Source organism: Streptomyces sp. NPDC046881, from assembly GCF_040645015.1.
Lineage (GTDB): Bacteria > Actinomycetota > Actinomycetes > Streptomycetales > Streptomycetaceae > Streptomyces.
Window position 1 is genome coordinate 1 of sequence record NZ_JBEYXJ010000072.1, and the last position, 22405, is coordinate 22405.

A 22405-nucleotide genomic window follows, 5' to 3' on the forward strand; every position below is an offset into this window, starting at 1 on the left:
CTATCTGCGGGATTTTGCCCCCCGGGGGGGCCCCGCGGGTGGGGTTTCACTCTTCCGCCCACACCCCGCGGGCGGGTGTCGCCCCCGACGCGTTGTGGGGGAAGCCGTGACGTGACTGCGGAGTGTCGCGTTATGAACGCTTACATCCGATCCTTCAAGATATGCGCGAAATCATCCTGTCGTGCAGGTCCGGTGGAGAGGGGTCCCCAGGGTGAGCAGCGCATCGATGCCGCCGCACGGCTTCGCGACCGTCCGGGGGCGTGGCTACCGCCCCGAGCAGGTCCACGCGTACCTGGAGGCGCTGTCCGACGACCGGGACGCCGCCTGGGAGCGGGCCGCCCGGCTGACCGTGCTCGCCAAGAACATGGAGGCGGAGGTGGTGGAGCTGCGCGAGGCCGTCGCGCAGCTCGTGCCGCAGACGTACGAGGCGCTCGGGGACCGCGCGCGGCGCGTGTACCGGCTCGTCCTGGAGGAGGCGGCGGACCTGCGGGAACGCACGCGTCGCGCGGCCGAGGAGCAGGTGGCGCAGGCCGAGGCGGACGCCGAGCGCCTGGGCCGGGAGGCGCGGGAGGCGGCGGACGCGCTGCGCGCGGAGGCCGACGAACACGCCCGTCAGCGGCTCCTCGCCGCGCAGGCGGAGGCCGAGGAGATCCGCGTCGGCGCCCGCCAGGACGTGAAGGCGGGGCGCGCCGAGACGCTCGCGGCCCTGCGCGAGACGCGCCGGCGCACCGTCGGCCTGCTCGCCGAGCACTCCCGGGAGCAGGCCGAACGCTGGACGCAGGCCGAACGCGCGGAGGCCGAGCGACTGGCCGCGCTGGACGCCGGGTACGCCGAACGGGTCGCCCGGGCCGAGGCGGCGCTGGCCGAGGCCGGGCAGGCCGTCGGGGCGGCGGAGGAGTACGCGCGCCGCTCCCAGGAGGAGGCACGCGCGCGTGCCGCCGACATCCTCGCCGAAGCCCATGCGCGCGAGGAGCACATCGCTCAGGAGACGGAACGGGTGCTGCGCGAGCACGGCGAGGTCTGGGACGACATGCAGGCGCACATGGACTCCGTACGCGACCGGCTCATCACCCTGACCGGCAGGGTGGCCCGGGAGTGACGCCGGGTCAGTTGTCCTTGCGGACCGCGCCCGCCAGGATCCGTCCCTCCACCGCCTCGTACTGGTGCCGCTGCCGCTCCGCCTTCGCATGGCCGGACAGCACCGTGCCCAGCCAGCCGAAGAAGAAGCCGGCCGGGATGGAGACGATGCCGGTGGTGGTGAACGGGAACCAGTTGAAGTCGGCGTGCGGGAACGCCGACACGGGCGACCCGGAGACGAGCTTGGTGCCCGGCATCAGCAGCAGCACGGTCAGCGAGCCTCCGATCAGCGTGCCCAGCAGGCCGCTGCGGGTGTAGCGGCGCCAGAACAGGCCGTAGACCAGGGCGGGGGCGAGGGCGGAGGCGCCCAGGCAGAAGGAGAGCGTGACCAGGGGCTGCAGGCTGTGGTGCTGCACCAGGGTGGCCAGCAGGATCGTCGGTACTCCTATGGCGAGCGCCGAGACGCGGGCCAGGGTCATCTCGCGGCGGGCCGGCATCTCCTGCACCCGGGCGGCGAACACGTCGTGCGCGAGGGAGTTGGCGCACGCGAGGATCATCCCGGCCACCGAGGCGAGCAGGGTCAGGAAGATCGCGGTGGTGACCAGGGTGAACAGGAAGGTCTCCGCCGTCGTCACGTCGGTGCCGAACACCGCGCGCGAGCCCAGCAGGTACGCCGTGTTGCCCCGCGGGTCGGCCGCCGCGACCGCCGTACGCCCCAGCAGGGCCGTGGCGCCGAACCCGACCACGGTGATGACGAGGACGAACGCGGCGACCAGGGACACCGCCCAGGACATCGAGCGGCGCACCTGGCGGGCGCTGGAGGCGGTGTACATGCGCATGGTGATGTGCGGCAGGCAGGCGCCGCCGAGTACGACGGTCAGCTGCGAGGCGATCATGTCGACGCGGGAGCCGGGCGTGGTGCCGAACTGCAGCCCGGAGCGCAGGAAGGCGGGGCCGGCGCCGCTGCGCCGGGCGGCGGCGGTGAACAGGGCGCCCGGGTCCCAGTCGAAGCGGTGCAGGACCAGGGCGGCGATCAGGGCGCCGGAGCCCATCAGCATCACGATCTTGAGGATCTGGATGACGGCGGTGCCCTTCATGCCGCCGATCGCCGCGTAGGCGATCATGAGGGCGCCGACTCCCACGAGGCACCCGGTCTTCAGGGACTCGTTGGTGAAGCCCAGGATGAAGGCCATGAGCTGTCCGGTCCCGGCCAGTTGGACCAGCATCAGCGGCAGCAGCGCGGCGATGGTCACCGCGCACGCCGTGATGCGCACGCAGCGGCCCGGCAGCCGGCGGGCGAGCGCGTCGCCCATGGTGAACCGGCCGGCGTTGCGCAGCGGTTCGGCCAGCAGGAACATCAGCAGCATCAGCGACAGCGCCGTGCTGAGGGCGAGGACGACACCGTCGTAGCCGCACAGGGCGATGACTCCGCCGGTGCCGAGGACGGTGGCGGCGGAGATGTAGTCGCCGGCGATGGCGAGGCCGTTGCGCAGCGGGGACAGGGAGCCGTAGCCGGTGTAGAACTCGTCGAGGTCGTCCCGGTCGGGGCCGGTCATCACGCACAGCAGCAGGGTGACGGTGGCGGCGGTGGAGAAGCCGACCAGCGACATGGTCTGGGCGGAGGCGCTGAAGCCGGTGAACCCCGGGCCGCCGGCGCCGTTCATCGTGCCGCTCCTCGCCGCGCGTCCAGCTCGGCGTGCCGGCGGATCCGCTCGGCGAGCGGGTCGACGTACCGGCGCGCGGTGTGCTCGTACAGGGCGATCGCCAGCCAGGTGACCGGGAGTTGGACGAGGGCGAGCAGCAGGCCGGCGGGGATGCCGTCGGCGACGGTGCTCGTCATGACGCCGGGCGCGTACGCCGACAGGACGAGGAACAGGGTGAAGTAGCCCAGCGCGGTGAGGGTGGCGGTGCGCCGCTGCCACCGGTAGGCGCTGCGCAGCACCCGCAGGTCGCTGTGGTGGCCGAGCGGTTCGCGCTGGGGCCGGCGGACCGGCGGGGCCGGCTCGGGGGGCGCGACCGGCTGCCAGGGATAGGTCGGGTACGACGGGGAGGACGGCTGCGGGGAGGGGTACGACGCGTGCGGCGGGTCGTAGGACATCCCGGGGCTCCTTGCGTGGCTCGGGTCCGTGACGGCGGACCGCAGGGAGGTGGGGGAGCTGAGCCACGCACGCTACTCGCGGAGCCGGGACCGCGCGGCGTTTTCCCCGAACTGGCCGGTCGGTATGCGCTTTCCCCGGGAAAACCGCTCCCACCTGGGGTGTTACCCGCGTTAACCCGCCGGGTTCAGTCCTGGAGCACCGGGAACCGCCGGGGAGCCACCAGGAGCAGCACCACGAACGCCAGGGCCGCCGCGCCCGCCGCGCCGAGGTAGACCGCGTGGACCGCGTCGGCGATGGCCCGCCGGGTCGCCTCCGGGACCGTACCGGCGTCCAGGGCGCGCGTGACCGAGTCCAGGTCGCCGGCCCCGCCCAGCCGCGCGGCCAGCACCCCGTTGGCGACGGCACCGAACAGCGAGGCGCCGAGGGTCTGGCCGGTCTGCCGGCAGAACAGCACCGACGCGGTCGTGGTGCCCCGCTCCGACCAGCCCACGGTCGACTGCACCCCGACGATCAGCGGCAGCTGGAACAGCCCCAGCGCCCCGCCCAGCAGCAGCATCAGCAGCGTCGGCTGCCACCACGACCCGGGGTAGGGCAGGAACGGGAACGCGCACAGGATCAGCGCCGCCAGGCCGATGCCGAGCAGCGCGGTGTCCCGGAAGCCGATCCGCCGGTAGACGTGCTGGCTGAGCGCGGCCGACACCGGCCAGCTGAGCGTCCACACCGACAGCACGAACCCGGCGGCCACCGGCGCGAGCCCGAGCACCGACTGCGCGTACGTCGGCAGGAACACCGCCGGTGCCACCATCAGCAGCCCCAGCGCGCCCAGCGACAGATTGACGGCCGCGATCGTCCGGCGCCGCCACACCCACCCCGGGATGATCGGCTCCGCGGCCCGCCGCTCCACCGCCACCACCACCCCGGCCAGCGCCAGACCGGTGCCGAGGAGCGTCAGCGACGGCGCCGACAGCCACGGCCACGCCACCCCGCCCTGCACCAGCGCGGTCAGCAGCACCCCGCCGCACGCGAACACCGCGAGCGCCCCCGCCCAGTCCACGCGCACGGGACGCGCCCCCTCCCGCTGCGGCTCGTGCAGGTGACGGACGATCAGCCACAGGGCGGCGGCGCCGATCGGCAGGTTGATCAGGAAGATCCAGCGCCAGTCGGCGTACGCGGCGAGCACCCCGCCGAGCCCGGGGCCGGCTACCGCGGACACCGCCCACACCGTGGACAGCTTGGACTGTATCTTCGGGCGCTCCGCCAGCGGGTACAGGTCGGCGGCCAGCGTCTGCACCGTGCCCTGCAACGCCCCGCCGCCCAGGCCCTGCAGGATCCGGAACGCGATCAGCGCCCCCATGTTCCAGGCCGCCGCGCACAGCAGCGACCCCAGCAGGAACACGGCCGCGCCCACCACCAGCACCGGTTTGCGGCCGAAGGTGTCGGACAGCTTGCCGTAGACGGGGAGCGTGACGGTGACCGCGAGCAGATAGCCGGAGAACAGCCACGAGAAGACGGAGAACCCGCCGAGGTCGCCGACGATCTGCGGTACGGCCGTGGAGACCACGGTGGAGTCGAGCGCCGCCAGGGCCATCGACAGCATGAGCGCGGCGACCACCGCGCCCCGCCTCCCGGTGCCCTGGCGCCGGCCGGCTCCGCCGCGTATCGCCGGTGTCGTACTCCCCACCGCACACCCCTCCCGTGCTCCCCGCCGGACACCATCCGGTGGCCCCTGCATCTATGTCCGGGACGAAGCTTCCCACGGGGCGGCCGGCTTGACCCCGACGCGACGGAAGGGTGGAGGCTTTCCGCGCCGAAGGGTGGAGACGGCGCCGGGGAACGGCTCCACCCGTCGGTGGAGCACCCCTAGGGGTTCCTCCGTACTACGGCTCGGGGAGGGGTCGTCCCACCGGAGGACGAGCCCGGCCGGGCACGTTCCCTAATCTGGCTGTACGCCGCTGGGGGGCGGCGGACCGCACCGGCGGGGGTGGGGTTTTCCCCCCGGAAAGACGGGGCTCCGCACCAGCGCGCGACGCCCTCGCCGACCGCGAGACTCATCGGCGTAACCCAGGACGACGCCCGGACCACCGGGACATCGACCACGACCTGTCAACCGACATAGGAGACATACCGTGACATCGGCTGTGACCATTCCCAGGCACGGGGGCACTGGAGGGACTACGGCCGTTGCCGCGCGGGCGCGGCAGGTCGTGAAGGCGTACGGGTCCGGCGAGACCCGTGTCGTCGCCCTGGACCACGTCGACGTGGACATCGCCCGCGGCCGGTTCACCGCGATCATGGGCCCCTCCGGGTCCGGCAAGTCCACCCTGATGCACTGCCTCGCCGGCCTGGACACGGTGACGAGCGGTCACATCCACCTGGCCGACACCGAGATCACCGGCCTGAAGGACAAGAAGCTCACCCAGCTGCGCCGGGACCGCATCGGCTTCATCTTCCAGGCGTTCAACCTGCTGCCGACGCTCAACGCGCTGGAGAACATCACGCTGCCCATGGACATCGCGGGCCGCAAGCCCGACCGGGCCTGGCTGGACCGCGTGGTGGAGACCGTCGGCCTCGCCGGGCGCCTCAAGCACCGCCCCACCCAGCTCTCCGGCGGCCAGCAGCAACGCGTCGCCGTGGCCCGCGCCCTCGCCGCCCGCCCCGAGATCATCTTCGGGGACGAGCCGACCGGAAACCTCGACTCGCGCGCGGGCGCCGAAGTCCTCGGCTTCCTGCGCCGCTCGGTGGACGAACTCGGCCAGACCATCGTGATGGTCACCCACGACCCGGTGGCCGCCTCCTACGCCGACCGCGTGCTCTACCTCGCCGACGGCCGGATCGTCGACGAGATGTACCAGCCGACGGCCGAACAGGTCCTGGACCGCATGAAGGACTTCGACTCCCGAGGGCGTACGTCATGACCGTCCTGAAGACCTCGATGCGCAACTTCCTCGCGCACAAGGGACGCATGGCGCTGTCGGCGGTCGCGGTCCTGCTCTCGGTGGCGTTCGTGTGCGGCACGCTCGTGTTCACCGACACCATGAACACCACCTTCGACAAGCTGTTCCAGGCCACCTCCGCGGACGTGCAGGTCAGCGCCAAGGGCTCCTCCGACACCGGGCAGACCACCTCCCGCACCGGCAGGCCGCCCGTGCTGCCCGCCTCCGTGGTCGGCGAGATCCGCAGGGCCCCGGGTGTGCGCTCGGCCGAGGGCACGGTGTTCTCCACCTCGGTGACCGTCGTCGACGCCGACAAGGACAAGCTGTCGCCCAGCAGCGGCGCCCCCACCATCGTCGGCAACTGGAACGGCAACGACGCCCGCACCATGGAGATCACCTCCGGTACGGCACCCAAGGGCCCGGACCAGGTGATGGTCGACGCCGACACCGCCGGCAAGCACCATCTCAAGCTCGGCGACGAGATCGGCGTGATCACGGCCGTCGGCACGCACCACGCGCGCGTGTCCGGCATCGCCGCCTTCAAGGTCACCAACCCCGGCGCGGCCATCTTCTACCTGGACACCCGCACCGCCCAGCAGACCCTCGTCGGCCGCACCGGCGTCTACACCGACGTCAACGTCACCGCCGCCCAGGGCGTGTCCGACGCCCGGCTGAAGCGGAACGTCCTCGCCGTCCTCGGGCACGACTACAAGGTGCAGACCGCCAAGGAGGTCGCCGACGCCAACCAGAAGAACGTCCAGAGCTTCCTGAACGTCATGAAGTACGCGATGCTCGGCTTCGCCGGGATCGCCTTCCTGGTCGGCATCTTCCTGATCATCAACACCTTCTCCATGCTGGTCGCCCAGCGCACCCGGGAGATCGGCCTGATGCGCGCCATCGGCTCCTCCCGCAAGCAGGTCAACCGGTCCGTGCTGGTCGAGGCGCTGCTGCTCGGCGTGCTCGGCTCCGTGCTCGGCGTCGGCGCGGGCGTCGGCATCGCCGTCGGCCTGATGAAGCTCATGGGCCGGATGGGCATGCACCTGTCCACCGATGACCTGACCGTCGCCTGGACCACCCCCGCGACCGGCCTGCTCCTCGGCGTGATCGTCACCGTCCTCGCCGCCTACCTGCCCGCCCGGCGCGCCGGCAAGGTCTCCCCGATGGCCGCCCTGCGCGACGCCGGCGCCCCGGCCGACGCCAGGGCCGGCGCCGTCCGGGCCGGCCTCGGGCTGCTCCTCACCGCCGCCGGCGGCTGGAGCCTGTACGTCGCCGCCACCGCCGACCAGGCCAAGACCGGCTCGGGCTGGCTGGGCCTCGGCGTGGTGCTCACCCTGATCGGCTTCGTCGTCATCGGCCCGCTGCTGGCCGGCGGCCTGGTCCGGGTCCTCGGCGCGGTCCTGCTGCGGACCTTCGGGCCGGTCGGGCGGATGGCCGAGCGCAACGCGCTGCGCAACCCGCGCCGCACCGGCGCCACCGGCGCCGCCCTGATGATCGGCCTCGCCCTGGTGGCCTGCCTGTCGGTGGTCGGCTCCTCCATGGTGGCCTCGGCCACGGAAGAGCTGGACAGGACCGTGGGGGCGGACTTCATCATCCGCAGCGACCAGGAGGACGGGCTCGTCGCCCGGCAGGCGGTGCAGGCCGTCAAGGGCACCCCGGGCCTGAAGCGGGTCACCGAGTACAAGTGGACGGAGGCCGCCTTCACCACCCCGGACGGCAAGCGGCTGCCCAACAGGGCGATCATGGCCGTCGACCCGTCCTACGCGACCGACGTACGGACCGAGACCGTGGCCGGCGAGGTGAAGGACGCCTACCGGATCGACTCGATGTCGGTGCCCGAGAAGTTCGCCAAGGACCACGGCGTCCGGCTCGGTTCCACGATCACCGTCGCCTACGAGGACGGCCGCACCGCCCGCCTGACGGTCCGGGCGATCACCCGCAGCGACACGCTCATCGACTCGGGCGCGGTGTACACCTCCATCGACACGCTCGCGAAGTACGTTCCGGCCGGCCGGATGCCGCTCGACGAGATGGTCCTTGCCACCGCCGAGGACGGACGGCAGGCCGCCGCCTACACGGCGCTCAAGGCCGCGCTGCACGACGACTTCCCGCAGCTGACGGTGCGCGACCAGACCGACTACAAGCAGGACCTGAAGGACCAGATCGGCCAGCTGCTCAACATGATCTACGGCCTGCTGGCACTCGCGATCATCGTCGCGGTCCTCGGTGTGGTGAACACCCTGGCTCTGTCGGTGGTCGAGCGGACCCGGGAGATCGGCCTCATGCGGGCCATCGGCCTCTCCCGCCGCCAGCTGCGCCGCATGATCCGCCTGGAGTCCGTGGTGATCGCCGTCTTCGGCGCCCTGCTCGGCCTCGGCCTCGGCATGGGCTGGGGCGCGACCGCCCAGAAGCTCCTCGCCCTGCAGGGACTGAAGATCCTGGAGATCCCCTGGCCGACGATCACCGGCGTCTTCGTCGGCTCGGCCTTCGTGGGCCTGTTCGCGGCCCTGGTGCCGGCGTTCCGGGCGGCACGGATGAACGTGCTGAACGCCATCGCGACCGACTAGGCACCCGGGGCCGGCGGTCCGGCCAGGACGTCGGACAAGCCAGGACGCCGGAAAAGCCCGAATGGCGGGGCGCGGAGATCGACTCCGTGCCCCGCCGTTCCGGTGCGGTGGCTGCCGGTGGATCAGCCGGCGGCGCTGACCGCGTTGTAGTACGTCTTCGCGGTCTTGCGGCAGGCCGCCCTCAGCCGCTTGCGCTCCGAGGCCGGCAGCGGGTCCGCCCACGGCTTGTAGTCGCACGCGCTGTACAGGTCCCGCAGGAGGGCCTTGTCGACGCGCTTCTTGTGGCCGTTCTTCTTGAAGTAGTAGTTGCCGATCAGGCCCTTGTAGTTGCGGTAGGCGAAGTCGTGCCGCCAGCAGGCCATCTTGAAGTCGTAGCCACCGGGCAGGGTGTCCCGGGAGTGGGTGCAGTAATCGGTCTTCCAGTTGAACTTGTACTTCTCGATCGCCTGCTTGTGCGCCATGTGCTGGTTCATGGCGTCGAGCCACCTGCCCGTCGACGCGTTGGAATCCTCGGTGAGATTCTTCAGCTTCGAGAGCTTCTGCGCCTTCGTCACCGAAGCGGTCACCGAAGTGGCACCCGGCGCGGAATCCGCCAGCGCGGGTGCGGCCCCGACGGCGAGAACGGCGCCCGAAAGGGCGATGGCGGACAGTGTGGTGCGCAACTTGGTCAAGGCTGCTTTCCTTTCCCGTGGAGGACGGCGGTGAGCATGGCATGTCCGTAACCGGGCGGGCAATCGCCTTTCTGCCGGGAGCAGTCGAGGAGAAAACGGAATATATACTTCCGGAGTTCTGAGCTTGGCTTATAGATTTCCGATAGCCGCTATACCACTCTCGCTATACGCCGTGGACGGAGTGATTCCGCATGTTGTCCGCGGAGGGCGGGCAAGCTCAGATGTTGCTCAAGCGGAGGTCGCGCGAGGCCGGTCCGCGGCTAGCCTTTGCGTCGACATCTGGGCCGATATGTATCGGCATCGAGCGATCCGGGAGTCAAGGTGCAGCGTCATCCACGGGGGATTATCTGGACGTGTGCCGAGCACGAGGAAATTCCCGACGAAAAACTGGAGCAAGCCGTGGGGCGGGCCGTCCGTGAATGCCGCGGAAGAACCGGAATGACCCAGACGCAACTGGCGGAACTTTCCGGGCTGACCCAGGCGGCGATCTCCCGGCTGGAACACGGGAAATGCATGCCGACTTTCGCCTTGCTGGAACGCATCGCCGAGGCCTTCGGCTCGGCCCTGCTCGTGTCGGTCGAACCCGGACGCGGCGTGACGGTCGCCTTCCCCGGCAGCGACGAAGCGGCCTGACGACGGCGCGGGGGCGGCTGGGCGGCCGGGGGGCGTCCGGGCGGTGCGGGCGTCCGGGCAGTGCGGAGGCGGCTGGGCGGTGCGGGGGCGGGGCCGGCGGCGGACTCGGCGTGGGCCGTCTCGTGGTCCGCGCCGGGCCGTCTGGTGGTCCGGTCGTGCGGCGCGGGTTCCGGTGGGGGCGATGACGTCGTTCCGGCAGTGCGGAGGCGGCTGGGCGGTGCCTTGGTGGTGCCCGGTGCCGGCAGGGCGGAGGGGGTGCCCGGTGCCGGTGGGTGGCGGTTCGGCCTGGGGCTTGTCGTGGTCCGGTCGTGCGGCGCGGGTTCCGGTGGGGGCGATGACGTCGTTCCGGCAGTGCGGAGGCGGCTGGGCGGTGCGGGGGCGGCGCCCGGAGCCGGCAGGGCGGAGGGGGCGGCCGGTGCCGGTGGGTGGCGGTTCGGCCTGGGGCTTGTCGTGGTCCGGTCGTGCGGCGCGGGTCCCGGTGGGAGCGATGACGTCGTTCCGGCAGTGCGGAGGCGGCTGGGCGGTGCGGGGGCGGCGCCCGGTGCCGGCAGGCGGAGGGGGCGGCCGGTGCCGGTAGGCGGAGGGGGCGGCCGGTGCCGGTAGGCGGAGGGGGTGCCCGGTGCCGGTGGGTGGTGGGGGTGCCCGGTGCCGGTGGGTCGTGGCGGGTTCGGGTCGGGGCCTGGCGTGGTCCGGTCGTCCGGTGCGGGTTCTGGCGGCGGTGATGAGGTTGTTCCCGCGGTGCGGAGGGCACCCGGGGTCCTCGGCCGATGTCGTGCGCGCGCCGCGCTGTCGGCGTCGGCGTCGTAGGCTGGGCAGCCCCGGCCCGTGAGACGTGTCGGGCTGTCTGCGTTGCCCCTGCCCGGATGGAAGCCCTCATGAGCCTGCACGGTCTGCTCGACGCCGTAGTCAAGGACCCCGCCCTCGCGGAAGCGATCCAGGCGGCGGCGGACGGCAACCGCCCGCACGTCGACCTCGTCGGCCCCCCGGCCGCCCGCCCCTTCGCGGTCGCCGCCCTGGCCCGTGAGGCCGGCCGCCCGGTGCTCGCGGTCACCGCGACCGGCCGGGAGGCCGAGGACCTGGCCGCCGCCCTGCGCTCCCTGCTGCCCGAACACGGCGTCGTGGAGTACCCCTCCTGGGAGACCCTCCCGCACGAGCGGCTCAGCCCCCGCAGCGACACCGTCGGCCGCCGCCTCGCCGTCCTGCGCCGCCTGGCCCACCCCCGCCCGGACGACCCCGAGACCGGCCCGGTCTCCGTCGTCGTGGCGCCCGTGCGTTCCGTGCTCCAGCCGCAGGTCAAGGGCCTGGGCGACCTGGAGCCGGTGGCCCTGAGGACCGGCCAGACCGCGGATCTGAACGACGTGGTCGAAGCCCTCGCTGCGGCGGCGTACGCGCGCGTGGAGCTGGTCGAGAAGCGCGGCGAGTTCGCCGTACGCGGCGGCATCCTGGACGTCTTCCCGCCCACCGAGGAACACCCCCTGCGTATCGAGTTCTGGGGCGACGACGTCGAGGAGATCCGTTACTTCAAGGTCGCCGACCAGCGCTCCCTGGAGGTCGCCGAGCACGGCCTGTGGGCGCCGCCGTGCCGCGAGCTGCTGCTGACGGACGACGTCCGGGCCCGCGCGCGTGCCCTCGCCGAGGAGCACCCGGAGCTGGGCGAGCTCCTGAACAAGATCGCCGAGGGCATCGCGGTCGAGGGCATGGAGTCCCTCGCCCCGGTCCTGGTGGACGACATGGAGCTGCTGCTCGACGTGCTGCCCAAGGGCGCGATGGCCGTCGTCTGCGACCCGGAGCGGGTCCGCACCCGCGCCGCCGACCTCGTCGCCACCAGCCAGGAGTTCCTCCAGGCCTCCTGGGCGGCCACCGCCGGCGGCGGCGAGGCCCCGATCGACGTCGGCGCGGCCTCCCTGTGGTCCATCGCCGACGTCCGCGACCGCGCCCGCGAGCTGGACATGATGTGGTGGTCGGTGTCCCCGTTCGCGGCCGATCTCGAACTGGAGGCGGACACCCTCAAGCTCGGCATGCACGCCCCCGAGTCCTACCGCGGCGACACCGCGCGGGCCCTCGCCGACACCAAGGGCTGGCTCGCCGACGGCTGGCGCGCGGTGTTCGTCACCGAGGGCCACGGCCCGGCCGCCCGCACCGTCGAGGTGCTCGGCGGGGAGGGCATCGCCGCCCGCCTGGACGCCGACCTCGGCGAGCTGAGCCCCTCCGTGGTGCACGTCTCCTGCGGCTCGATCGAGTACGGCTTCGTGGACCCGGCGCTCAGACTCGCCGTGCTCACCGAGACCGACCTGTCCGGGCAGCGCACCGCCACCCGCGACGGCGCCCGGATGCCGGCCCGCCGCCGCAAGACCATCGACCCGCTCACCCTGGAGCCCGGCGACTACATCGTCCACGAACAGCACGGCGTCGGCCGCTACATCGAGATGGTGCAGCGCACCGTCCAGGGCGCCACCCGCGAGTACCTCGTCGTGGAGTACGCGCCCGCCAAGCGCGGCCAGCCCGGCGACCGCCTCTACATCCCGACCGACCAGCTGGAGCAGATCACCAAGTACGTCGGCGGCGAGGCCCCCACCCTGCACCGCCTCGGCGGCGCCGACTGGACCAAGACCAAGGCCCGCGCGAAGAAGGCCGTCAAGGAGATCGCCGCCGACCTGATCAAGCTGTACAGCGCGCGCATGGCCGCCCCCGGCCACGCCTTCGGCGCCGACACCCCCTGGCAGCGCGAGCTGGAGGACGCCTTCCCCTACGCGGAGACCCCCGACCAGCTCACCACCATCGCCGAGGTCAAGGAGGACATGGAGAAGTCGGTCCCCATGGACCGCCTCGTCTGCGGCGACGTCGGCTACGGCAAGACCGAGATCGCCGTCCGGGCCGCCTTCAAGGTCGTGCAGGACGGCAAGCAGGTCGCCGTCCTCGTCCCCACGACCCTGCTGGTGCAGCAGCACTTCGGCACGTTCTCCGAGCGGTACGGGCAGTTCCCGGTCAACGTGCGGGCGCTGTCCCGCTTCCAGACCGACACGGAGGCCAAGGCCGTCCTGGAGGGCCTGAAGGAGGGCTCGGTGGACGTCGTCATCGGCACCCACCGGCTGTTCTCCTCCGAGACCAGGTTCAAGGACCTCGGCCTGGTCATCGTCGACGAGGAGCAGCGCTTCGGCGTCGAGCACAAGGAGCAGCTGAAGAAGCTCCGCGCCAACGTCGACGTCCTGACGATGTCCGCGACCCCGATCCCGCGCACCCTGGAGATGGCGGTCACCGGCATCCGCGAGATGTCCACGATCACCACGCCCCCGGAGGAGCGCCACCCGGTGCTCACCTTCGTCGGGCCGTACGAGGAGCGGCAGATCGGCGCCGCCATCCGCCGCGAACTGCTGCGCGAGGGCCAGGTCTTCTACATCCACAACCGGGTCGAGTCCATCGACCGCGCGGCGGCCCGCCTGCGCGAGATCGTCCCCGAGGCGCGCATCGCCACCGCCCACGGCCAGATGTCCGAGGCCGCCCTGGAGCAGGTCGTGGTCGACTTCTGGGAGAAGAAGTTCGACGTGCTGGTGTCGACCACGATCGTCGAGTCCGGCATCGACATCTCCAACGCCAACACCCTGATCGTGGAGCGCGGCGACACCTTCGGCCTGTCCCAGCTGCACCAGCTGCGCGGCCGCGTCGGCCGCGGCCGCGAGCGTGGCTACGCCTACTTCCTGTACCCGCCGGAGAAGCCGCTCACCGAGACCGCGCACGAGCGCCTCGCGACCATCGCCCAGCACACCGAGATGGGCGCGGGCATGTACGTGGCGATGAAGGACCTGGAGATCCGCGGCGCGGGCAACCTGCTCGGCGGCGAGCAGTCCGGGCACATCGCGGGCGTCGGCTTCGACCTGTACGTCCGCATGGTCGGCGAGGCCGTCGCCGACTACCGGCGCCAGCTGGAGACCGGCGAGATCGAGGAGGAGGCGCCGCTCGAGGTCAAGATCGAGCTGCCCGTCGACGCGCACGTCCCGCACGACTACGCCCCCGGCGAGCGCCTGCGCCTCCAGGCCTACCGGTCCATCGCCTCCGCCAACAGCGAGGAGGACATCAAGGCCGTCCGCGAGGAACTCACCGACCGCTACGGCAAGCTGCCCGAGCCGGTGGAGAACCTGCTGCTGGTGGCCGGGCTGCGGATGCTCGCGCGCGCGTGCGGCGTCGGCGAGATCGTCCTGCAGGGCACCAACATCCGCTTCGCCCCGGTGGAGCTGCGCGAGTCGCAGGAACTGCGCCTCAAGCGCCTCTACCCCGGCACGGTCGTCAAGCCCACCGTGCACCAGGTGCTGGTCCCGCGCCCGAAGACCGCCAAGGTCGGCGGCAAGCCGCTGGTCGGCCGCGAACTGCTGGCCTGGGTCGGCGAGTTCCTCACCTCGGTCCTGGGCTGACGGCCGGTGTACGGGGGAGGGGGCGCGCGTGCGGATCGGTGAGCTGGCCGAGGCGACCGGGACGACACCGCGCGCCCTGCGCCACTACGAGCAGCAGGGCCTGATCACGTCCGTGCGCGCGGCCAACGGCTACCGCGCGTACGACCCCGGTACGGCGGTCCGGGTCCGCAACATCCGCCGGCTGCTGGAGGCGGGCCTGACCCTGGACGACGTACGGGTCTTCCTGCCCTGCCTGGACGGCGGCGACGTCGCCGCCGTCCCTGCCTCCCCCCTGGCGCTCAAGGTCGCCCGGGACCGGCTGGCCGTACTCGACGCCCGCATCGCGGCCCAGACGACGGTACGGGACCGCCTGGCGTCGGCGCTGCGAGCGGCGGGCGACGAGGTTCCCTGAAGGGGCCGCGTCAGGGGAGTCCGGGCGGGCCGTGTCAGGGGAGACCGGACGGCCGGGTCAGGCGACGACCGCCCCGCCGTCCACGGGGAGCACCACCCCCGTCACGAACGACGCCTGCGGCGAGGCGAGGTGGGTGATGGCCCAGGCGACCTCCTCGGGGCGGCCGATCCGGCCGAGCGGGGTGTGGTCGAGCTGCCACTTGCGGATGGCGGCCCGCTGCTCGGGGGTGTAGCGGGAGTGGTCGGCGATCGGTGTCTCGATCGCGCCCGGGGCCACGGCGACCACCCGGATGCCCTGCGGCGCCAGTTCCACCGCCCAGCTGCGGGTCAGCACCTCCAGTGCCGCCTTGCCCGCCGCGTACAGGGAGTTGCCGGGCCAGCCCCGCTGGCCGATCGAGGTCGTCACGTTCACCACCACGCCCCGGCTCTCCGTCAGCGCGGGCAGCGCGGCCTGCGTGAGCAGCACGGGCGCGAGGAGGTTGGTCTCCAGCAGCGGCCGTACCGACGCGCGGGTGTAGCTGCGCAGGGAGTCGGCGGTGACGACGGCCGCGTTGTTGACGAGCACGTCGATCCGGCCGTACCGCTCCAGGGCGGCCCGTACGACGGTCTGCGGCCCGTCCTCGGCGGTCAGGTCGGCGGACACGGGCGTGATGCCGGGGTGTCCCGCGGCGGTCCCGGCCAGCGGCGCGGCCCGGCGGCCGACGGCGACGACCCGGGCGCCCTCGGCGGCGAACGCGCGGGCGGTGGCACGGCCGATGCCGGTGCCGGCGCCGGTCACGAGGACGGTACGGGGGCTCTGCGGGGTGCTGTTCTCGCTCATGCCGGGATCGTCGGACCCTGACGCCGGTGACAAGGTCAAGCCGACGGCCGGGAAACCTCGCACAGGAAGCCCGACTTGTCCCCTGATCACCCCTTTACGTCCCATCTTCTGTGCGGCGACGGGCGGTTACCGTGGGAAGCGGAACCATCCGCCCGGCGCCGGAGGGCGGACCAGGGTGAGTGAGGGGGACGTGCCGTGACGCGTCTGAGGGTCGGAGCGGTCACCGCCGTGGCCATGCTGGTCGCCGTGGCCGGCTGCAAGGACGGGCAGAACGAGGGGACGTCCGGGCCCGAGCGCACCGGAGGCGGGGGCGCGGCCCTGGCCGCCGCCGACTCACTGGCAGTCAAGGGCCGTGCGCCGAAGACCGGTTACTCCCGCGACCGGTTCGGCACCGCCTGGGCCGACACCGACTCCAACTCCTGCGACACCCGCGACGACATCCTCAAACGCGACCTGGACAAGGTCAGGTTCACCGGCGGCAGCTGCAAGGTCTCCTACGGCCTGCTGGAGCACGACCCCTACTCCGGCAAGGAGATCACCTACCGGCGCGGCCGCAGCCAGGTCGACATCGACCACGTCGTCGCCCTGTCCGACGCCTGGCAGAAGGGCGCCAAGTACTGGGAGCCCAGCAAGCGGATAGCGCTGGCCAACGACCCCCTCAACCTCCTCGCCGTCGACGCGGGCACCAACCGCGGCAAGGGAGACGGCGACGCGGCCACCTGGCTCCCGCCCAACAAGGCCTACCGGTGCACGTATGTCGCCGCCCAGGTCGCCGTCAAGAAGAAGTACGGCCTGTGGGTCACCGCCGCCGAAAAGGCGGCCATGAAGAAGGTCCTCGCCGGCTGCCCGGACCAGAAGCTGCCCACCGGCGGCAACCCCACCCGGGCACCCGAGCGCTTCCAGGCCCGGTGACCCGCCCGGTAGCCGGGTAAATCGCTGTCCGCCCGGGGGTGTGCCGCCTACCGTGTCCGCCATGGACATCAAGGTGAGCAGCCTCGCCGAGCGGCCCGACCGGCTGCCGGCGGTGCTCGGCATGACCGACACCTGGCCCGAGTTCGTCACCCACGACCTCATGGGCAACGCCCACTACGGCCGCATCCCCACCGAACTCCCGGAGTACGCCCTGTTCGCCGAGGACGAGGACGGCCAGGTCGTCGCCCACGCCTACTGCGTGCCGTTCGCCCTCGACACGGACGGCCGGCGCACCCTGCCGGCCCGGGGCTGGGACCAGGTCCTGGCATGGGCCTTCGCCGACCTGCGCCGCGGCACCCCACCGGACACCGTGAGCGCCATCTCGGTCACCCTCGCCCCGCACGCCCAGGGCCGTGGACTGTCGGCCGTCATGCTCTCGGCGATGCGGGACACCGCCCGCGCCCGCGGCTTCCGCGAGGTCGTCGCCCCCGTCCGCCCGAACGCCAAGCACCGCGAACCGCACACCCCGATCGCCGAGTACGCCCACCGGGTCCGCCCCGACGGACTGCCCGAGGACCCGTGGCTGCGCGTCCACGCCCGGGCCGGCGCCACCATCGACTCCGTCGCCCCGGCCTCCATGACCGTGACCGGCTCGCTGGAGGAGTGGCGCCGCTGGACCGGCCTGCCCTTCGACACCGCGGGCGACGTCGAGGTGCCCGGCGCACTGGTCCCGGTCCGCTGCGAACCGGAGCACGGGTACGCCGTCTACGTCGAACCCAACGTCTGGATGCGGCACCCGCTGTGACCGTGCGCCGGGCCCGGCCCGGCACCGGTGCCTACAGCGCGTCCAGGTCGATGATCTTCCCCGCGGGCTTCTGCGCGGGGACCGGCTTGCCGTACTCCACGAACGACAGGTGCTCCGGCTCCTTCGCGCCGGACGCGGTGTCGATCCGCAGCAGGTACGGCTTGCCCTCGGTCGCCACGTAGGCCGTGTAGCGCTCCTTGCCGTCCTTCTCGTGCAGGGCGATCGCGGGGGCGCCGTCGATCCGCGTGGTCTTCCCGCGGGTGGTGTCCGCCGAGTCGCCGTCGCTTATGTCACCGAGCACCGAGTCCAGGTCGCAGAAGCTCGCGAGGTCCTTGGCGTCCTGGCCCTTCATGGCCATCTTGGTCCACTTCCCGGCCAGCATGTCCACCGCGGCGTCGGTGTCCTCCTTGGACTCGCCCTCGCTCTGCGCGCGCAGGAACTTCTCGTCGTACTTCATGTAGACGCTGCTGCCGGTCCTGATCAGGTCGGCCTTGCCCTGGCCGTCCATGCTGAGCGTGCCGGCGCACTCGCCCTTGCCGTTGAGCGCCATGTCGATGTCGATGGTGCCCTTGCTCTCGTCGTCGGTGATCCGGCCCTTCAGCCGCACGGACGAGGCACCCGTGGTGGCCTTCAGCGCGCGTTCGGCGATCTGGCCGCCGCTCAGTCCGGCGAACGGGCCCTTCGGCTCGCTGTCCGCCGAGTCCTGCCCCGGCAGGCAGCCGGTGGTGAGTCCCGCGGTGGCCGCGGCGGCGAGACAGAGGGCGGCAAGTGCGGTACGACGCATGACAGTTCCTTGCTTGGAGAAGTGGCTGAGAGGAGTGGCTGAGAGAAGCGGGTGCCGGGCGAGGGCCGTCCGGCTTCGCGGGGTGAGTGGTGCGGAGTGGTGCGGGACCGGCGCGGGGGGCGGTGCCCCCGCGCCGGGGACGAACCGGGGACGAGCGGACGGGTCAGGCCTTCTTCCAGTCGCCGCAGTCGTTCGTCTTGAAGTAGGCGTCCGACGCGCTGATGGTGACGACGGCCGTCCCCTTGACGTTGTTGTTGGCGATGATCGAGTCCAGACCGTGACCGGCGTCCTTCACGCGCTCCCAGTAGCAGCCGTCGTCCGTGTTCCCGGTCGACTTGTAGGTGCCCGGCGCGATGTCGGTGCCGACCTTGTACATGCCCCCGTCGCCGTCCATGGAGGAACCGGGCGTGCCCTTGGCCTTCGGGTCCACCGCCTCCCAGTCCTCGCAGTCGCTGGACTTGAAGAGGTTGTCGGTGGGCTTGATGGTCACGTAACTCGTGCCGCTGACGTTGTCGTTGGCGAGCATGGAGTCCAGTTCGCCGGAGGCGTCCTTGGCGCGCTCCCAGTAGCACAGGCCGTCGGAGTTGCCGGTCGTGCGGTACGTCCCCGGCTTCACATCCGTACCGACCCGGTACTCGCCGTCGCCCCCGAACGCGACCTTCTTCTCCTCGGCCGCCGCGGCGCCGCCGGATTCCTTCTTGCCGCCAGACTCGTGCTCGGCCGAAGCCGAGGAGCCCTTGTTGCCGGCGCCGGAACCGCCGCCCTTGCCGTCGTTTCCGGCGTTCGCGGACACGGCGCCGATGACGACGAGCCCCACGACGGCACCGAGCGCGACCTTGGCCTTGATACCCATGGCGAACCCCTCCCCGAGTGTTGCGGCCTCCCCCTCCGGTGGCCGCTGTTCGCTGGGTCAATAAGAGCAGAGCTTGTGAACCGAGTCAACACGGTTCACAAGAGGAGAGCTGTACACGCCGTGAACCCATGGATCTTGTGTACGCCGGTATGCTCGGCGCACACACGGGACGAGGGGAGCAGGGCCGGTGCAGGACAACGCGACAGAGGTGACCGCAGCCGGTATCGCGCGGCTCGCCGGGGTGGGCCGCGCCGCCGTCAGCAACTGGCGCCGCCGGCACGCCGACTTCCCGAAGCCGGTCGGCGGTACCGAGACCAGCCCGTCCTTCGCCCTCGCCGAGGTCGAGGCCTGGCTGCGCAAGCAGGGCAAACTCGCCGAGGTCCCGCTGCGCGAGCGGGTCTGGCAGCAGCTCGCCGGCCACCCGGAAGGCCCGCTGACCGCCCTGGTGCACGCCGGCTGTGTGCTGCTGCTCATCCATGAACGGCCCACCGTGTGGCTCGACGCGAGCGCGGGCTCCGACGCGAGGCTGGCCGCGGTGCTGCCGGGGGCGCTGGAGCAGGTGCTGACCTCGCGCTTCGGCGGCGCGAGCGGGCGCGGGGGGAGGGGTGTGAAGGAGGCGGGCGCGGCCGGGGGTGTGAAGTCGGGGGCTCAGGCCGGCGGTGTGAACGCCGCGGTCGCGGGGGGCGGTGTGAACGCGCCGGGCGGTGCCGGCCGTGTGAACCCTGCTGCCGCCGCGGCCGGTGTGAACGCTTCGGCCACGGCAGCCGGTGTGAACGCCGCTGTCACGGATCCCGCTGTGAACGCGTCACCAGCGCGGCCGGCCGTGAACACCCCGCTGACTGTTCACAGACCCCCGACTGTTCACGGCACGCCAACCGGACACCCCGCGGCAGCCGCGCAGGCCTCCGACGCCGCCGCGTACGCCTCGGACACAGCCGGGCGCACCGCCGACTCCGCAGCGCACACCGCCGCGCAGGCCTCCGGCGCGGCCGCCCGCGCCCCGCAAGCCACCCCAGCCGCGTCAGTCACCCAAACCACCCCAGCCACCCCCGCCCTCCGCACCCCCACCGGCCCCCAACTCCTCCCCTCCGCCCCCCTCCTCCGCGGGGTCGCCGAGCTGGCCGCCGAGGTGGGGGCGCGGCAGACGTTCGAGTTCCTGCTGGGCCGGCACCTGGACGCCAACCCGCGCCAGTACACGCTGACCCCGGCCGAACTCGCCGGCCTCATGGCCGACCTCGCCGGTCCGGCCCGTACCGCGCTGGACCCCGCCTGCGGCACCGGCGCCCTGCTGCGCGCCGTCGACCCCCGCCCCGACCAGGAGCTGTACGCCCAGGACAGCGCCCCCGAGCCGGCCGCGCTCAGCGCGCTCCGGCTCGCGCTGCACAGCCGGGCCACCGTGCGCGCCGCCGCCGGCGACACCCTGCGCGCCGACGCCCACCCCGGCCTGCGCGCCGACGTGGTCCTGTGCCATCCGCCGTTCAACGAGCGCAACTGGGGCCACGACGAGCTCGCCTACGACCCCCGCTGGGAGTACGGCTTCCCCGCGCGCACCGAGTCGGAGCTGGCCTGGGTGCAGCACGCGCTGGCCCGGCTGACCGACGGCGGCACCGCCGTCCTGCTCATGCCGCCGGCCGCGGCCTCCCGCCGCTCCGGGCGCCGGATCCGGGCCGACCTGCTGCGCCGGGGCGCGCTGCGGGCCGTCGTGGCGCTGCCGGTCGGGGCGGCACCGCCGTACAACATCCCGCTGCACCTGTGGGTGCTGCGCCGGCCCGACCGGATGCCGGCGACGCCCGAGGTGCTGCTCGTGGACACCGGGAGGTTCGCCGGGGAGGGGCGGGGCGGGCCGGACTGGGAGGCGGTACGGGAGGCGGTGACGGACGCCTGGCGCGCCTTCACGCGCGCGGGGCGGCTGACGGAGCGGCCGGGGCTGGCCCGTTCGGTGCCGGTCATCGAACTCCTCGACGACGACGTGGACCTCGCGCCCGCCCGCCACCTGCCGCCGGCCGTCGCCGACGGTGCGGAGCAGCTCACGCGGGTGCGCGACCGCCTCGGCGCGACCCTGCGCCTGACCGCCGACCTCACCCCGCCCCCCGCCGACCCGGCACCGCCCGCGCGCTGGCCGCTCACCACCGTCGGCGAACTCGCGCGCGGGGGCGCGCTGGTGATGCGCACCGGCGGGAACGGCGGCCCCGCGCGCGTACCGGTCCTCACCGACCACGACGTCCTGGCCGGCACGGCACCGTCGGGCACGCTCCCGGAGAGCGAGGAGGAGGCCGTGCTGACCGAGCCGGGCGACGTCGTCGTACCGGTGCTCGGCGGGGGAGCGGTGACGCGCGTGATCGACGAGGCGACGGCCGGCGCCGCCCTGGGGCGCAACCTCGTCCTGCTGCGCCCCGATCGCACGGCGCTCGACCCGTGGTTCCTCGCCGGGTTCCTGCGCGGGACCGCCAACAACCGGCAGGCCAGCAGTTACGCCTCCACGGCGACCCGACTGGACGTGCGCCGGCTGCAGCTGCCCCGGCTCACGCTGGACGAACAGCGGCGCTACGGCGCACGGTTCCGCGCCCTCGACGAGTTCGAGCGGGCGCTGCGGCAGGCGAGCCGGCTCGGGGAGCAACTCGTACGCGGGATGTACGACGGACTGACGGACGGCACGGTCGCACCCGACTGAACCCGGCCCCGGCGGACGAAAGTGATCAGTGCGACAACGGTTCGGTACAACCCGTGACCGGTTGTCCTTGTCGGCCTATACGCTCGGACTCCGACCCGGACACCGTCCCGTCGGCGTCCCGTCCCCATCGGTCCCACTCGGTCCAGGAGCAGTCATGTACGGCCACGGCACGACGCCGCCTCCTCGCAGCGCGGGAACGGTCATATCCCTGCGCGTGCTGTTCGCGGCGGCCGGGGCCCTCACGTGCGGACTGCTGTCCTGCCTCCCGCTGTTCCGGGTGGCCTTCGTGCGGGGCCGCTGGTTCGACTGGCTGATCGCCTGGCTGAGCCTGCCGCTGTCCATCACCGGGCTGGTGGTGGTCGGCGCAGTGCCGGAGACGGACCCGCGCAGCGACGTCGCGCTGGCGCTGCTCCTGCTCCTCGGCGTGGTGTCCGCGGTGTACTACCTGGTCGTGGACATCCGGGTGCACCAGCAGCGGACGTTCGCCGGGTACGCGCAGGCGCCCACCGTGGCCGGGCCCTACGGCTACGGGCACCCGGCACCGCCGTACGCGACGCCCGGCCCGGTACCGCAGCAGCCCGTACCGCCCGCGCACCACACGCCGGTGCCCCAGCCGCCCGCGCACCACACGCCGGTACCCCCCGTGCCGCGGGCCGAGCCGCCGCAGCGCCCCGCGCCCGCCCGCATCGACCAGGTGCGCGCCGAACTCGACGAACTGAGCGATTACCTGCGCCGGCACGACGGACCCGAGGGCCGCGGCGAGGGCGGGCGGTGACCGTGGCGACAG

The 22405-nt window shown here is 72.7% G+C and carries 17 protein-coding genes; 10 read left to right on the plus strand and 7 right to left on the minus strand.

Annotated features, from left to right (window positions below):
- The first annotated feature begins 211 nt into the window (after positions 1 to 211).
- Positions 212 to 1099 carry a cellulose-binding protein gene (locus tag ABZ923_RS28035; protein ID WP_361476712.1) on the plus strand — a complete coding sequence of 296 codons (888 nt, stop codon included), beginning with the start codon at positions 212 to 214 and terminating at the stop codon, positions 1097 to 1099.
- A 7-nt stretch (positions 1100 to 1106) separates the two neighbouring features.
- On the opposite strand, the gene ABZ923_RS28040 is transcribed toward ABZ923_RS28035, so the two are convergent.
- From ABZ923_RS28040 to ABZ923_RS28050, 3 genes are all read right to left on the minus strand, one after another.
- On the minus strand, positions 1107 to 2741 hold the full coding sequence (locus ABZ923_RS28040) for a cation acetate symporter (protein WP_361476714.1): 1635 nt from the start codon (positions 2739 to 2741) through the stop codon (positions 1107 to 1109).
- Positions 2738 to 3175, minus strand: coding sequence for a DUF485 domain-containing protein (locus ABZ923_RS28045; RefSeq protein ID WP_361476716.1), 438 nt, complete (start codon positions 3173 to 3175; stop codon positions 2738 to 2740). Before ABZ923_RS28045 ends, ABZ923_RS28040 begins: the two co-directional genes overlap by 4 nt.
- Positions 3176 to 3360: 185 nt before the next feature.
- A complete protein-coding gene (locus ABZ923_RS28050; protein WP_361476718.1) occupies positions 3361 to 4857 on the minus strand; it encodes an MFS transporter in 1497 nt (498 codons plus the stop codon).
- A gap of 445 nt (positions 4858 to 5302) precedes the next feature.
- On the opposite strand from ABZ923_RS28050, the gene ABZ923_RS28055 reads away from it, so the two are divergent.
- A complete protein-coding gene (locus ABZ923_RS28055) occupies positions 5303 to 6091 on the plus strand; it encodes an ABC transporter ATP-binding protein (RefSeq protein WP_361476720.1) in 789 nt (262 codons plus the stop codon).
- Positions 6088 to 8673 carry an FtsX-like permease family protein gene (locus ABZ923_RS28060; protein WP_361476722.1) on the plus strand — a complete coding sequence of 862 codons (2586 nt, stop codon included), beginning with the start codon at positions 6088 to 6090 and terminating at the stop codon, positions 8671 to 8673. The genes ABZ923_RS28055 and ABZ923_RS28060 overlap by 4 nt, the downstream gene beginning before the upstream one ends.
- 122 nt (positions 8674 to 8795) lie before the next feature.
- Here the strand turns inward: ABZ923_RS28060 and ABZ923_RS28065 are convergent, their stop codons facing one another.
- Positions 8796 to 9344 (minus strand): phospholipase A2, encoded by a 549-nt coding sequence (locus tag ABZ923_RS28065; RefSeq protein WP_361476724.1) that lies wholly within the window; start codon positions 9342 to 9344, stop codon positions 8796 to 8798.
- Positions 9345 to 9743: 399 nt separating this feature from the next.
- Between ABZ923_RS28065 and ABZ923_RS28070 the strand changes: the two genes are divergently transcribed.
- The 3 genes from ABZ923_RS28070 (at position 9744) to ABZ923_RS28080 (ending at position 14774) form a co-directional block, all read left to right on the plus strand.
- Positions 9744 to 9977 (plus strand): helix-turn-helix transcriptional regulator, encoded by a 234-nt coding sequence (locus tag ABZ923_RS28070; protein ID WP_361476774.1) that lies wholly within the window; start codon positions 9744 to 9746, stop codon positions 9975 to 9977.
- A gap of 875 nt (positions 9978 to 10852) precedes the next feature.
- Positions 10853 to 14383, plus strand: a complete 3531-nt coding sequence (gene mfd, locus ABZ923_RS28075; RefSeq protein ID WP_361476726.1) for a transcription-repair coupling factor — start codon at positions 10853 to 10855, stop codon at positions 14381 to 14383.
- Positions 14384 to 14411: 28 nt separating this feature from the next.
- Complete coding sequence (locus ABZ923_RS28080) at positions 14412 to 14774, plus strand: MerR family transcriptional regulator (protein WP_361476728.1); 363 nt, start codon at positions 14412 to 14414, stop codon at positions 14772 to 14774.
- A gap of 57 nt (positions 14775 to 14831) precedes the next feature.
- On the opposite strand, the gene ABZ923_RS28085 is transcribed toward ABZ923_RS28080, so the two are convergent.
- Positions 14832 to 15593 carry an SDR family oxidoreductase gene (locus ABZ923_RS28085; RefSeq protein WP_361476730.1) on the minus strand — a complete coding sequence of 254 codons (762 nt, stop codon included), beginning with the start codon at positions 15591 to 15593 and terminating at the stop codon, positions 14832 to 14834.
- Between the two features lie 195 nt (positions 15594 to 15788).
- Between ABZ923_RS28085 and ABZ923_RS28090 the strand changes: the two genes are divergently transcribed.
- Both ABZ923_RS28090 and ABZ923_RS28095 read left to right on the plus strand, forming a co-directional pair.
- Positions 15789 to 16505: an HNH endonuclease family protein gene (locus ABZ923_RS28090; protein ID WP_361476732.1), complete on the plus strand. Its 717-nt coding sequence runs from the start codon at positions 15789 to 15791 to the stop codon at positions 16503 to 16505.
- Between the two features lie 61 nt (positions 16506 to 16566).
- Positions 16567 to 17310, plus strand: a complete 744-nt coding sequence (locus tag ABZ923_RS28095; protein WP_361476734.1) for an N-acetyltransferase — start codon at positions 16567 to 16569, stop codon at positions 17308 to 17310.
- A gap of 31 nt (positions 17311 to 17341) precedes the next feature.
- Here ABZ923_RS28095 and ABZ923_RS28100 read toward each other — a convergent pair whose 3' ends face one another.
- Together ABZ923_RS28100 and ABZ923_RS28105 are read right to left on the minus strand one after the other, a co-directional pair.
- Positions 17342 to 18094: a hypothetical protein gene (locus tag ABZ923_RS28100; RefSeq protein ID WP_361476736.1), complete on the minus strand. Its 753-nt coding sequence runs from the start codon at positions 18092 to 18094 to the stop codon at positions 17342 to 17344.
- Positions 18095 to 18257: 163 nt separating this feature from the next.
- Positions 18258 to 18947, minus strand: a complete 690-nt coding sequence (locus tag ABZ923_RS28105) for a hypothetical protein (RefSeq protein WP_361476738.1) — start codon at positions 18945 to 18947, stop codon at positions 18258 to 18260.
- Between the two features lie 187 nt (positions 18948 to 19134).
- Between ABZ923_RS28105 and ABZ923_RS28110 the strand changes: the two genes are divergently transcribed.
- Together ABZ923_RS28110 and ABZ923_RS28115 are read left to right on the plus strand one after the other, a co-directional pair.
- Entirely contained in the window at positions 19135 to 21618 is a 2484-nt protein-coding gene (locus tag ABZ923_RS28110; RefSeq protein WP_361476740.1) for an N-6 DNA methylase, read from the plus strand.
- A gap of 154 nt (positions 21619 to 21772) precedes the next feature.
- A complete protein-coding gene (locus ABZ923_RS28115; RefSeq protein ID WP_361476742.1) occupies positions 21773 to 22393 on the plus strand; it encodes a hypothetical protein in 621 nt (206 codons plus the stop codon).
- The last annotated feature ends 12 nt before the right edge of the window (positions 22394 to 22405 follow it).